10 protein-coding genes, 2 tRNA genes and 2 other RNA genes are annotated in these 12,690 nt (G+C 54.6%); 7 read left to right on the top strand and 7 right to left on the bottom strand.

Annotated elements, in window-relative coordinates; translation table 11 throughout:
- Positions 1-241: 241 nt before the first annotated feature.
- Genes LCD46_12545 through narI form a run of 4 tightly spaced genes read left to right on the top strand, consistent with a single transcriptional unit; the run spans position 242 to position 6,901 of the window.
- Positions 242-3,985 carry a nitrate reductase subunit alpha gene (locus LCD46_12545; GenBank protein UOY68935.1) on the top strand — a complete coding sequence of 1,248 codons (3,744 nt, stop codon included), beginning with the start codon at positions 242-244 and terminating at the stop codon, positions 3,983-3,985.
- On the top strand, positions 3,982-5,517 hold the full coding sequence (gene narH / locus LCD46_12540) for a nitrate reductase subunit beta (GenBank protein UOY68934.1): 1,536 nt from the start codon (positions 3,982-3,984) through the stop codon (positions 5,515-5,517). Before LCD46_12545 ends, narH begins: the two co-directional genes overlap by 4 nt.
- On the top strand, positions 5,514-6,224 hold the full coding sequence (gene narJ / locus LCD46_12535; GenBank protein ID UOY68933.1) for a nitrate reductase molybdenum cofactor assembly chaperone: 711 nt from the start codon (positions 5,514-5,516) through the stop codon (positions 6,222-6,224). The genes narH and narJ overlap by 4 nt, the downstream gene beginning before the upstream one ends.
- Positions 6,224-6,901, top strand: a complete 678-nt coding sequence (gene narI, locus LCD46_12530; protein ID UOY68932.1) for a respiratory nitrate reductase subunit gamma — start codon at positions 6,224-6,226, stop codon at positions 6,899-6,901. The genes narJ and narI overlap by 1 nt, the downstream gene beginning before the upstream one ends.
- Here the strand turns inward: narI and LCD46_12525 are convergent.
- A complete protein-coding gene (locus tag LCD46_12525) occupies positions 6,898-7,794 on the bottom strand; it encodes a DMT family transporter (GenBank protein UOY68931.1) in 897 nt (298 codons plus the stop codon). The genes narI and LCD46_12525 overlap by 4 nt on opposite strands.
- Before the next feature lie 107 nt (positions 7,795-7,901).
- Here LCD46_12525 and LCD46_12520 point away from each other — a divergent pair, with 107 nt between their 5' ends.
- Positions 7,902-8,345 carry an Lrp/AsnC family transcriptional regulator gene (locus LCD46_12520; GenBank protein UOY72955.1) on the top strand — a complete coding sequence of 148 codons (444 nt, stop codon included), beginning with the start codon at positions 7,902-7,904 and terminating at the stop codon, positions 8,343-8,345.
- 18 nt (positions 8,346-8,363) lie between these two features.
- On the opposite strand, the gene LCD46_12515 is transcribed toward LCD46_12520, so the two are convergent.
- The 6 genes from LCD46_12515 to LCD46_12490 all read right to left on the bottom strand — a co-directional run bounded on the left by LCD46_12515 (position 8,364) and on the right by LCD46_12490 (position 10,427).
- Positions 8,364-8,494, bottom strand: a non-coding RNA gene (locus LCD46_12515) — RtT sRNA.
- A gap of 45 nt (positions 8,495-8,539) precedes the next feature.
- Positions 8,540-8,670, bottom strand: a non-coding RNA gene (locus LCD46_12510) — RtT sRNA.
- Positions 8,671-8,715: 45 nt separating this feature from the next.
- Positions 8,716-8,800, bottom strand: a tRNA-Tyr gene (locus tag LCD46_12505).
- A gap of 35 nt (positions 8,801-8,835) precedes the next feature.
- Positions 8,836-8,920, bottom strand: a tRNA-Tyr gene (locus LCD46_12500).
- Between the two features lie 157 nt (positions 8,921-9,077).
- Positions 9,078-9,920, bottom strand: a complete 843-nt coding sequence (gene purU / locus LCD46_12495; protein ID UOY68930.1) for a formyltetrahydrofolate deformylase — start codon at positions 9,918-9,920, stop codon at positions 9,078-9,080.
- 48 nt (positions 9,921-9,968) lie between these two features.
- Positions 9,969-10,427, bottom strand: coding sequence for a YchJ family protein (locus LCD46_12490; protein ID UOY68929.1), 459 nt, complete (start codon positions 10,425-10,427; stop codon positions 9,969-9,971).
- Positions 10,428-10,541: 114 nt separating this feature from the next.
- On the opposite strand from LCD46_12490, the gene rssA reads away from it, so the two are divergent.
- A complete protein-coding gene (gene rssA / locus LCD46_12485) occupies positions 10,542-11,444 on the top strand; it encodes a patatin-like phospholipase RssA (GenBank protein UOY68928.1) in 903 nt (300 codons plus the stop codon).
- Between the two features lie 91 nt (positions 11,445-11,535).
- Positions 11,536-12,549, top strand: a complete 1,014-nt coding sequence (rssB, locus tag LCD46_12480) for a two-component system response regulator RssB (GenBank protein ID UOY68927.1) — start codon at positions 11,536-11,538, stop codon at positions 12,547-12,549.
- Positions 12,550-12,690: the final 141 nt, after the last annotated feature.

Genomic DNA, 12,690 nt, shown 5'->3' with positions numbered 1-12,690 from the left:
ATACCTGGGATGTTAAATCGTCTCCGTCTTTTTGTATGGCGAAATAAAAATATTCATATAAATCATCATTATATGAAAAATATAAAGCTACCGCTTTGGTGGTATTCGCTTTAATGCCTCGCCTGAAAGTCCCTCGTCGTCTTGATCGTTATCAATTCTCCCCCTCTTTCAGGGCGTTACCTTCGCTGCAAATCAGCAATGTCGATTTAGAGAGCCACAGGCTCCACACAGGAGATACCCGATGAGCAAATTTTTGGACCGGTTTCGCTACTTCAAGCAGAAGGGTGAAACGTTTGCCGATGGGCACGGCCAGGTTCTGGAGACTAACCGGGACTGGGAGGACGGTTACCGCCAGCGCTGGCAACATGACAAAGTCGTCCGTTCGACCCACGGCGTGAACTGCACTGGCTCATGTAGCTGGAAGATTTTCGTTAAGAACGGTCTGGTGACATGGGAAATGCAGCAGACCGACTATCCGCGCACTCGTCCGGATATGCCAAACCATGAGCCGCGCGGCTGCCCGCGTGGGGCGAGCTACTCCTGGTATCTCTACAGTGCTAACCGACTGAAATACCCGCTGATGCGCAAGCGCCTGATGAAAATGTGGCGTGAAGCGAAAGTCCAGCACAGCGATCCGGTTGATGCCTGGGCGTCTATTATCGAAGACGCTGACAAAGCGAAAAGTTTTAAGCAGGCTCGTGGCCGCGGTGGCTTTGTGCGTTCTTCCTGGAAAGAGGTGAACGAGTTGATTGCTGCCTCTAACGTCTACACCGTTAAGACCTACGGTCCGGATCGTGTAGCGGGCTTCTCACCAATCCCGGCGATGTCGATGGTCTCTTACGCCTCCGGGGCTCGCTATCTGTCACTTATCGGCGGTACCTGCCTGAGCTTCTACGACTGGTACTGCGACCTGCCGCCGGCGTCTCCGCAGACCTGGGGCGAGCAGACCGACGTGCCGGAATCCGCCGACTGGTACAACTCCAGCTACATCATCGCCTGGGGCTCTAACGTGCCTCAGACCCGTACGCCTGACGCGCACTTCTTCACCGAAGTCCGTTACAAAGGCACCAAAACCGTAGCAGTGACCCCTGACTACGCGGAAATCGCCAAGCTCTGCGATCTGTGGCTGGCACCGAAGCAGGGTACCGATGCCGCGATGGCGATGGCGATGGGCCACGTCATGCTGCGTGAATTCCACCTGGATAAGCCTAGCCAGTACTTCACCGACTACGTGCGTCGTTACACTGACATGCCAATGCTGGTCATGCTGGAAGAGCGTGATGGCTACTACGCTGCAGGCCGTACGCTGCGTGCCGCCGATCTGGTGGACGCGCTGGGCCAGGAAAATAACCCCGAGTGGAAAACCGTTGCGTACACCAGCAACGGCGAGCTGGTGGTGCCAAACGGCTCTATCGGTTTCCGCTGGGGTGAGAAGGGTAAGTGGAATCTTGAGCAACGCAACGGCACGACCGGTGAAGAGACGGAACTGCGCCTCAGCATGCTGGGTAGCCAGGACGAGATCGCCGAGGTGGGCTTCCCGTACTTCGGCGGTGAAGGTTCCGAGCACTTCAACAAGGTTGAACTGAACAACGTTCTGATGCACAAGCTGCCGGTGAAACGCCTGCAGCTGGCCGACGGCTCTACCGCGCTGGTCACTACCGTCTATGACCTGACCATGGCGAACTACGGCCTGGATCGCGGCCTGGGCGATGAGAACTGCGCAACTCACTACGACGAGGTGAAAGCCTACACCCCTGCGTGGGCGGAGCAGATCACTGGCGTTCCTCGGGCACAAATCACCCGTATCGCACGCGAATTTGCGGAAAATGCCGACAAGACGCACGGCCGTTCGATGATCATCGTCGGTGCCGGTCTGAACCACTGGTATCACCTCGATATGAACTATCGTGGCCTGATCAATATGCTGATCTTCTGCGGCTGTGTCGGTCAGAGCGGCGGCGGCTGGGCGCACTACGTGGGCCAGGAAAAACTGCGTCCACAGACCGGCTGGCAGCCGCTGGCGTTTGCCCTCGACTGGCAACGTCCGGCACGCCACATGAACAGCACATCCTACTTCTATAACCACTCCAGCCAGTGGCGTTACGAGACCGTAACCGCGCAAGAACTGCTCTCGCCAATGGCGGATAAATCCCGTTACAGCGGCCACCTGATCGATTTCAACGTGCGCGCAGAGCGCATGGGCTGGCTGCCATCGGCACCTCAACTGGGCACCAACCCACTGCGCATTGCAGAAGAGGCGAAGAAAGTGGGCATGTCGCCGGTGGATTACACCGTTAAGTCTCTCAAAGACGGTTCCATTCGTTTCGCGGCAGAACAGCCTGAGAACGGTAATAACCATCCGCGTAACCTGTTCATCTGGCGCTCCAACCTGCTGGGCTCGTCCGGTAAAGGGCACGAGTACATGCTGAAATATCTGCTGGGCACCGAGAACGGTATTCAGGGGAAAGATCTGGGCAAGCAGGGCGGCGTGAAGCCAGAAGAAGTGGAATGGAAAGATAACGGCCTGGACGGCAAGCTGGATCTGGTGGTGACCCTGGACTTCCGTCTGTCCAGCACCTGCCTGTACTCCGACATTGTGCTGCCAACCGCGACCTGGTACGAAAAAGACGACATGAATACCTCGGATATGCATCCGTTTATTCATCCGCTGTCTGCGGCTGTTGACCCTGCGTGGGAATCGAAAAGCGACTGGGATATCTACAAAGACATCGCGAAGACATTCTCCGAAGTCTGCGTCGGGCATCTCGGCAAAGAGACTGACGTGGTGACGCTGCCCATCCAGCACGACTCCGCTGCCGAACTGGCGCAGCCGCTGGACGTGAAGGACTGGAAAAAAGGCGAGTGCGACCTGATCCCGGGCGTGACCGCACCGCACATTATTCCGGTTGAACGCGACTACCCGGCAACCTACGAGCGCTTTACCTCTATCGGCCCACTGATGGAGAAAATCGGTAACGGCGGGAAAGGGATCGCCTGGAACACCCAGAGCGAAATGGATCTGCTGCGCAAGCTTAACTACACCAAAGCGGACGGCCCGGCCAAAGGCCAGCCAATGCTGAACACGGCGATTGATGCCGCAGAGATGATCCTGACTCTGGCACCGGAAACCAACGGCCACGTGGCGGTGAAGGCCTGGGCGGCCCTGAGCGAGTTCACCGGTCGCGACCATACCCACCTGGCGACGAATAAAGAGGAAGAGAAAATCCGCTTCCGCGATATTCAGGCCCAGCCGCGCAAGATTATCTCCAGCCCGACCTGGTCAGGCCTGGAAGATGAGCATGTGTCCTATAACGCGGGCTACACCAACGTTCACGAGCTGATCCCATGGCGCACCCTGTCAGGCCGCCAGTCGCTGTATCAGGATCACCAGTGGATGCGCGACTTCGGTGAAAGCCTGCTGGTGTACCGTCCGCCAATCGACACCCGCTCCGTGAAAGCCGTGATGGGCGCGAAATCGAACGGTAACCCTGAGAAGGCGCTGAACTTCCTGACGCCGCACCAGAAGTGGGGTATTCACTCCACCTACAGCGACAACCTGCTGATGCTGACCCTGTCGCGCGGCGGTCCGATTGTCTGGATGAGCGAAACGGATGCCAAAGATCTGGGTATTGAAGATAACGACTGGATCGAAGTGTTCAACAGCAACGGTGCCCTGACGGCGCGTGCGGTGGTGAGCCAGCGCGTACCGGCCGGGATGACCATGATGTACCACGCGCAGGAACGTATCGTTAATCTGCCGGGGTCAGAAATTACCGAGCAGCGCGGCGGGATCCACAACTCCGTGACCCGCATTACGCCGAAGCCGACCCATATGATCGGTGGCTATGCTCAGCTGGCCTACGGCTTTAACTACTACGGCACCGTAGGATCGAACCGCGATGAGTTCGTGGTGGTACGTAAGATGAAGAATATTAACTGGTTAGACGGCGAAGGTAATGACCAGGTACAGGAGAGCGTAAAATGAAAATTCGTTCACAAGTCGGCATGGTGCTGAATCTGGATAAATGCATCGGCTGCCATACCTGCTCGGTCACCTGTAAAAACGTCTGGACCAGCCGTGAAGGTATGGAATACGCCTGGTTCAACAACGTGGAAAGCAAGCCGGGCACCGGCTTCCCGACCGACTGGGAAAACCAGGAGAAGTGGAAGGGCGGCTGGATCCGTAAAATCAACGGCAAGCTGCAGCCGCGCATGGGTAACCGCGCTTGGCTTCTGGGAAAAATCTTCGCTAACCCGCATCTGCCGGGCATCGATGATTACTACGAGCCGTTTGACTACGACTACCAGAATCTGCACAACGCGCCGGAAGGCAAACACCAGCCGATCGCCCGTCCTCGCTCGCTGATTACCGGCCAGCGCATGGACAAGATCACCAGCGGTCCAAACTGGGAAGAGATTCTGGGCGGCGAGTTCGAGAAACGCGCCAAAGACCAGAACTTCGAGAACATGCAGAAGGCGATGTACGGCCAGTTCGAAAATACCTTCATGATGTATCTGCCGCGCCTGTGCGAGCACTGCCTCAACCCGGCGTGCGTGGCGACCTGCCCGAGCGGTGCCATCTACAAGCGTGAAGAAGACGGTATCGTGCTGATCGACCAGGATAAATGTCGCGGCTGGCGTATGTGCATCACCGGCTGCCCGTACAAAAAAATCTACTTCAACTGGAAGAGCGGGAAATCCGAGAAGTGCATCTTCTGTTATCCACGTATTGAAGCGGGGATGCCGACCGTCTGCTCTGAAAGCTGTGTAGGTCGTATTCGCTACCTCGGCGTGCTGCTGTATGACGCGGACGCGATTGAAAACGCCGCCAGCACCGAGCACGAGAAAGATCTGTATCAGCGTCAGCTGGACGTGTTCCTCGATCCTAACGATCCAAAAGTGATTGAGCAGGCGCTGAAAGACGGCGTACCGCAGAGCGTGATCGACGCCGCACAGCAGTCTCCTGTGTACAAAATGGCAATGGACTGGAAGCTGGCGCTGCCGCTGCATCCGGAATACCGCACTCTGCCGATGGTCTGGTACGTGCCGCCTCTGTCGCCGATTCAGTCAGCTGCAGATGCGGGCGAGCTGGGCAGCAACGGCATTCTGCCGGACGTGGAAAGCCTGCGTATTCCGGTTCAGTACCTGGCGAACCTGCTGACTGCCGGTGATACGCAGCCAGTACTGCTGGCACTCAAGCGGATGCTGGCAATGCGCCACTTCAAACGTGCGGAAACGGTAGACGGTGTTATTGATACCCGTGCGCTGGAAGAGGTCGGTCTGAGTGAAGCGCAGGCGCAGGAGATGTACCGCTATCTGGCCATTGCCAACTACGAAGACCGTTTCGTAGTACCGAGCAGCCACCGTGAACTGGCTCGTGAAGCCTTCCCGGAGAAAAACGGCTGCGGCTTTACCTTTGGCGACGGTTGCCACGGGTCAGACAGCAAATTCAACCTGTTCAACAGCCGCCGCATCGACGCCATGGATGTGACCAGTAAAACGGAGCCGCACCCATGATTGAACTTGTTATCGTTTCTCGTTTGCTCGAGTACCCGGATGCTGCGCTTGTGCAGCATCAACAGGAACTTTTCGATGCACTCGCATCATCTGAAAACCTGGATAAAGAGGATGCCCAGACATTGGGCATTTTCTTCCGGGACCTGTTAACGCGTGATCTTCTGGATGCGCAGGCGGATTACAGCCAACTGTTTGACCGGGGTCGTGCAACCTCGTTACTGCTGTTTGAACATGTTCACGGTGAATCCCGTGACCGTGGTCAGGCGATGGTTGACCTGATGGCGCAGTATGAGCAGCACGGCCTGCAGCTCGACAGCCGCGAGCTGCCTGACCATCTGCCGCTGTATCTGGAGTATCTGGCGCAGTTGCCGAAAGAAGAGGCCCTCGGTGGTCTCCAGGACATCGCGCCGATCCTGGCGTTGCTCAGCGCGCGTCTTCAGCAGCGTGAGAGCCGCTATGCGGTAATGTTCGAGTTGCTGGTGAAACTGGCTAACGCATCTGTCGACAGTGAAAAAGTGGCGGAGAAAATCGCCGATGAAGCCCGCGACGATACGCCGCAGGCGCTGGATGCCGTCTGGGAAGAAGAACAGGTGAAATTCTTTGCTGACCAGAGCTGCGGCGAGTCTGAAATCTCGGCTCACCAGCGCCGTTTTGCCGGCGCTGTGGCCCCGCAATATTTGAATATCTCTAACGGAGGACGGCAATAATGCACTTCCTGAATATGTTCTTCTTTGACATTTACCCGTATATCGCGGGCACCGTGTTCCTGGTGGGAAGCTGGTTGCGTTATGACTACGGTCAGTACACCTGGCGTGCTGCCTCCAGCCAGATGCTGGATCGGAAAGGGATGCATGTGGGTTCTAACCTGTTCCACATCGGTATTCTGGGGATTTTTGCCGGTCACTTCCTCGGGATGCTGACGCCGCACTGGATGTATGAAGCGTGGCTGCCCATTGAGGTGAAGCAGAAGATGGCGATGATCGCAGGGGGTGCTTGCGGTGTGATGACGCTGGTGGGTGGTTTACTGCTGTTGAAACGCCGTCTGTTCAGCCCGCGTGTGCGTGCGACCACTACCGCAGCGGACATCCTGATCCTCTCCCTGTTAATGGTGCAGTGCGCGCTGGGCCTGCTGACCATTCCGTTCTCAGCACAGCATATAGACGGCAGCGAAATGATGAAGCTGGTCGGCTGGGCACAATCTGTGGTGACTTTCCACGGTGGTGCGTCGTCGCATCTGGACGGCGTGGCGTTTATCTTCCGCCTGCATCTGGTGCTGGGGATGACGCTGTTTGTGCTGTTCCCGTTCTCCCGACTGGTACATATCTGGAGCGCGCCGGTAGAGTATTTGACGCGCAAATACCAGATTGTGCGCGCCCGTCGCTAATTTGCTGTTTTGATCCCAACCCCGCACTCGCGGGGTTTTTTTTCGCCCCAGCCCAGGTTATTGCCAGCCGCAGCAAACAATATCAGTGTGCCGCCCGCCAGCTGCGTCAGGTTCAGCGAGTGTCCGAATACCAGATTATCGACAATAATCGCTACCACCGGATAGATAAATGACAGCGAGCCGGTAATGGGCGTAGGCAGCTTCTGGATCGCGCTATAGAGCAACTGATACATAATGCCGGTATGGACGATGCCCAGCGTCAACAAAATTGACCACGGAAAATCCCCTGATAATGAGGGCATGTGGGCAAACGGCAGAAGCATTACCACGCCGGTCAGCACCTGAATAAAGGCAATATGCTGCGGCGCAATGGATCGTAGCTTACGAGCGATAATGGCGGTCACTGCGTAGAAGAAGGCTGCCGCCATTGCCAGACCGATACCCGTCAGCCAGTTGGTACTATGCGCTCCGGTCAGCTCACTGGAGAGCAATATCACCACGCCGCCAAAGGCGAGGAACAGCCAGCCCCATTTCACCAGGCTGACGCGTTCACCTAAAAATATCCCCATCAAAACCAGCATAAACGGCTGGGTGTTATACACCACGGTAGAAAGACCAATTGAGATCCGTTCATAGGCAGCGAAGAGCAGGAGCCAGTTCACCACGAGAGCCACGCCACCGAGAATAGCCAGTAGCAGTGTCGTCCGGGTGAGGGGACTGAACGGTTTTTGACTCATACGGATAAAAATAAACAGTGCGATGGCTCCGATAAGGCAGCGCCAGAACACGACTTCCGTTACTGGCAGACCGGAAAGTAAAACAAACGCGCCAATTGAGCCGGAAATTAACATCGCCAGGCTCATTTGCCAGACGCCTTTATGTAAATCACGCATCATTCACCTCCTGATTGTATGACGCTATTGTCGAGAATCGCTGTCGGGTTTTACAGGGATGAGATAAGGTGAAATGCAGTGATGGCTTTTTAAAATTAGGTGAAATGATGGAATTCCTTCTCGATGATATCGACCGACAAATTTTGGCCTGTCTGGTCGAGGATGCGCGTATGTCTTTGAAGGTGCTTAGCGGGCGCATCGGTCTGACCTCACCCAGCACGGCAGAGCGGCTGAAAAGGCTGGAAGAGCGTGGCGTGATTCAGGGGTATGGCGCACGAGTGAATCTGGCGGCGCTGGGGTATACGCTGCAGGCGCTGGTGCGTGTGCGGCCTTTGCCGGGGTTATTGCATAAGGTGGATAAATACATTCAGGCGATGCCGGAGTGTATTGAGAGCGACAAAGTCACCGGGGAAGATTGCTTTGTGATTAGGCTGGTGGTGCGTTCAATTGAGCAGCTTGATGGGTTGCTGGACGGTTTGGCGGAACATGCCCAGTGTAATACGTCGATTGTGAAGAGTTCGCCGGTGAAGCGTCGCTTGCCGCCGATGTAATTGTTGGTTTCGATATGATGGTGGTGGGGGAAGGATTACTCGGCGCGTTGCGCCTCGCCCTTCGGGTCGTTGCCTGCGGCAACGCTTTCTCGCTACGCTCGAATCGAACCTTCGTCGAAGCCTCTCATCCTTCCCCGTTGCGGAAATACATGATACAGGGTGCGAACAGAAGATTTGGAGTTATTTGAAAGTGATGGTGGTGGGGGAAGGATTACTCGGCGCGTTGCGCCTCGCCCTTCGGGTCGTTGCCTGCGGCAACGCTTTCTCGCTGCGCTCGAATCGAACCTTAGTCGAAGCTTCTCATCCTTCCCCGTTACGGAAATACATGATACTGGGTGCGAACAGAAGATTTGGAGTCATTTGAAAGTGATGGTGGTGGGGGAAGGATTCGAACCTTCGAAGTCGATGACGGCAGATTTACAGTCTGCTCCCTTTGGCCGCTCGGGAACCCCACCAGGGGTAATTCAAATTTTGAGGTACTGCTGAGAGATGGTGGTGGGGGAAGGATTCGAACCTTCGAAGTCGATGACGGCAGATTTACAGTCTGCTCCCTTTGGCCGCTCGGGAACCCCACCACGGGGCAATGCTTTTTACTGGCCTGCTTCCTGTCGGAAGCGGGGCGCATCATATCAAATGAGACGCCCCTGTAAAGCATTCCTTTAGGGAAATGAAGTTGTTTGGCTGCTTTTTATCCGTAAAGGTGCAAAGCTAATCAATTCATTTTCCAAAAGATTAAAGAATGATAGTTCTGTTACCGTAGACAAAGACGCGCTGCGCCAGCACCTGATACAGCGCACGGCTTAAGACGTTCTTCTCAACGTCACGCCCTGCACGCATCATGTCCTCAGCCGTGTAGGTGTGATCCACATGAATCACGTCCTGCATGATAATTGGACCTTCATCCAGATTGTCATTCACGTAGTGAGCGGTCGCACCGATGATTTTCACGCCACGCTCGTACGCCTGATGATAAGGACGTGCACCAATAAAGGCTGGCAGGAACGAGTGGTGAATGTTGATAATCTTGTTTGGGAAACGCGCCACGAAGGATGGCGTCAGCACGCGCATGTATTTCGCCAGCACGACGTAGTCGGGATTATGCGCTTCAATGGCCTGCGCCATCAGGTTGTCGTGCTCTTCACGCGTATGACCTTCGTGGCTCACCAGTTCGAACGGAATATCAAAACGCTCAACAAGCGTGCGCAGCGTCTCGTGGTTGCCGATCACGGCAGCAATTTCGACGTCCAGACCACCGTAGTTTGCTTTCATCAGCAGGTCGCCAAGACAGTGTGCTTCTTTGGTCACCAGAATCACGACGCGGCGGCGGCCTGCGGGAGTCAGTTCGCGAACGGAACCTTCCGGCAGCGCGCTATCCAGATCGGCAAGCAGGGTCGTGTCGTTGAAAATACCTTCCAGTTCGGTACGCATGAAGAAACGACCGGTACGGTGGTCAACGAACTCGTTGTTCTGCACGATATTCAGTTCATGTTTGTAACAAATGTTGGTAATTCGTGCGATCAGTCCTTTTTGATCGGGACAGATAGTGCGCAGAACTTTACGTTGTAGTGATTGCATCGCCGGGAAATCCTGTTTGTGTATTTGCGAAGTCTGGGTTGTCAGGCATTACTGCCCGCAACACTTTTTAAATTTTTTACCTGAACCGCATGGGCAGGGATCGTTACGACCAAACTGTGGGCGCGTTCCGTCAATATAATACCATTGCCCGCTTTCCTTTAAGAACCGGGAACGCTCGATAATGGCCGCCGTTTTATCGCGCTCGATAAAGCGGGCAACAAAGCTGACGTAGCCTTCGTTGTCGTCGTTTCCGGCCGATGCTTCAAAAACGGTCAGTCCAAGCCACTGCGTGTTGGCGAAGCCAGCTTCAATGTCCTGGCGAAAATCGGCGGCATGGCAAGACGGGTGCCAGGTTTTGATCAGATAGTCTGCGTCTTTGATCACAAAAGCAGTGTACCGTGAACGCATGAGGTGTGACGGGTCTGGTGCAACCTGATCGCCAGAAAGATAACGCTGGCAACATAGGCTATACTCCAGAGCGCTACCACAAGGGCAGAGTTGAGACACGATTCTCTTCCTGGAACAAAAAATAAGGGCGTAAAACGCTTCGGGTAGCACTATGTTAACTGAGCAGTTGCGTTGATGTCATGTCAGGAATCCAGGGGACGTAAAACAGGGCTAATGAGAAAGGTTAAAATTGGACTGGCGCTGGGCTCAGGTGCAGCCCGGGGATGGTCACATATCGGCGTGATTAATGCCTTAAACCAGATGGGCGTTGAGGTTGATATTGTTGCAGGGTGTTCAATAGGATCGCTTGTCGGCTCCGCTTACGCGTGCGGAAAGCTTCCGGAACTTGAAACCTGGGTACGTTCCTTCAGCTACTGGGACGTGCTGCGCCTGATGGACCTCTCATGGCAGCGTGGTGGGCTGTTGCGCGGTGAACGCGTTTTTAACCAGTTCCGCCAGGTTATGCCTCTTGAATACTTCACTGACTGTCAGATGCCTTTCGGCGCTGTTGCGACGAACCTCAGCACGGGACGCGAGCTTTGGCTTACTGAAGGTGATATTCATCTTGCCGTTCGTGCCTCCTGCAGTATGCCGGGACTAATGGCTCCTGTTCCGCATAACGGTTACTGGCTTGTCGATGGTGGCGTTGTTAACCCGGTCCCTATCTCCCTGACGCGTGCGATGGGTGCCGACATCGTCATTGCCGTGGATTTACAGCATGACCCCCACCTGATGCAACAAGACCTCATGCCGGTGAATCTCCAGAGCGAAGATGCCGAAGGCGAGAAACTGGCCTGGCATGAACGTTTGCGTGGAAGAATCGGGCGTATGGCCGCACGACGCTCTGTGACTGCGCCGACGGCCATTGAAATTATGACTACCTCTATCCAGGTTCTTGAGAATCGCCTTAAGCGAAACCGCATGGCTGGCGACCCTCCAGATATTCTGATTCAACCGTACTGTCCGCAAATATCTACCCTTGATTTCCATCGAGCTGAGGCCGCCATCGCAGCGGGCTCGATAGCCGTCGAAAAGAAAATGGATGAGCTGTTGCCTTTTGTGCGAACAGCACGTTAAGCACCTTTTTTTGATTACTTCAGCAAAATCTGACAGGCGGTAGTGCTGATAGCATGCCACTATTTAATTACTGTCAGCCAGGGGAGGAACCATGACGCAGCCATTGGCCGGAAAACACATTTTGATTGTTGAAGACGAGGCCGTTTTCCGATCGCTACTGGATTCGTGGTTATCCTCAATGGGAGCAATCACTTCGCTGGCTGAAGATGGCATAGACGCACTGGAAAAAATGGTCAGCATCACCCCGGACCTGATGATTTGCGACATTGCGATGCCGCGTATGAACGGACTGAAGCTGGTTGAACATCTGCGTAACGAAGGCAATCAGACACCGATTCTGGTGATATCTGCCACAGAGAATATGGCAGATATTGCCAAAGCGCTGCGAATTGGGGTTCAGGATATCCTGCTTAAACCTGTCAAAGACCTGAACCGGTTACGAGAGACGGTGTTAGCTTGTCTTTATCCGAACATGTTTAATTCCCGGGTAGAGGAAGAGGAGCGTCTGTTTCAGGACTGGGATGCCCTGGTAAGTAATCCACCTGCCGCGGCTAAACTGTTACAGGAACTTCAGCCGCCCGTACAGCAAACTATTTCACATTGTCGGATAAACTATCGCCAACTGGTTGCGGCGGACCAACCTGGGCTGGTGTTGGATATTGCACCGCTGTCTGATTCAGACCTGGCTTTTTATTCCCTGGATGTTACTCGGGCAGGGGATAATGGTGTATTAGCGGCGTTATTACTTCGTGCGCTATTTAATGGTCTCTTGCAAGAGCAGCTATCGCATCAGGGGCAACGGCTTCCGGAACTGGGCAGTTTACTAAAACAAGTGAACCAACTTTTTCGTCAGGCCAATTTGCCTGGACAGTTTCCGCTATTGGTCGGTTATTACCATAGTGGTTTAAAGAATCTGATCCTCGTTTCAGCGGGCCTCAACGCCTCACTGAATACGGGTGAACATCATATTCAGGTAAGCAACGGTGTGCCGCTTGGGACACTGGGAACAGCGTATCTTAATCAAATTAGCCATCGTTGCTCCTCCTGGCAGTGCCAAATTTGGGGTGCCGGGGGACGGTTACGATTAATGTTGTCCACGGAATAAGCAATTGGATCGTAATTTTAAGATTGCTTTACCTGTGTTTTGTGGGGAGTGCTACTATCCCTGCCCAGATTCATGCGTATTTATCCTAATTGATCGGCAACGCGTTCTTTTCAGACCCGAACTGTGGGGCGAGGCTGATAT

The sequence above is a fragment of the Enterobacter ludwigii genome (assembly GCA_023023105.1).
Taxonomy (GTDB): Bacteria; Pseudomonadota; Gammaproteobacteria; order Enterobacterales; family Enterobacteriaceae; genus Enterobacter; species Enterobacter adelaidei.
The sequence above is the reverse complement of the archived record's forward strand: the minus strand, read 5'-3'. Positions and strand labels throughout refer to the sequence as shown.

Coding starts and splice junctions, on each gene's coding strand:
- LCD46_12545 (UOY68935.1), top strand. CDS start 242: ATGAGCAAATTTTTGGACCGGTTTCGCTACTTCAAGCAGAAGGGTGAA.
- narH (UOY68934.1), top strand. CDS start 3,982: ATGAAAATTCGTTCACAAGTCGGCATGGTGCTGAATCTGGATAAATGC.
- narJ (UOY68933.1), top strand. CDS start 5,514: ATGATTGAACTTGTTATCGTTTCTCGTTTGCTCGAGTACCCGGATGCT.
- narI (UOY68932.1), top strand. CDS start 6,224: ATGCACTTCCTGAATATGTTCTTCTTTGACATTTACCCGTATATCGCG.
- LCD46_12525 (UOY68931.1), bottom strand. CDS start 7,794: ATGCGTGATTTACATAAAGGCGTCTGGCAAATGAGCCTGGCGATGTTA.
- LCD46_12520 (UOY72955.1), top strand. CDS start 7,902: ATGGAATTCCTTCTCGATGATATCGACCGACAAATTTTGGCCTGTCTG.
- purU (UOY68930.1), bottom strand. CDS start 9,920: ATGCAATCACTACAACGTAAAGTTCTGCGCACTATCTGTCCCGATCAA.
- rssA (UOY68928.1), top strand. CDS start 10,542: ATGAGAAAGGTTAAAATTGGACTGGCGCTGGGCTCAGGTGCAGCCCGG.
- rssB (UOY68927.1), top strand. CDS start 11,536: ATGACGCAGCCATTGGCCGGAAAACACATTTTGATTGTTGAAGACGAG.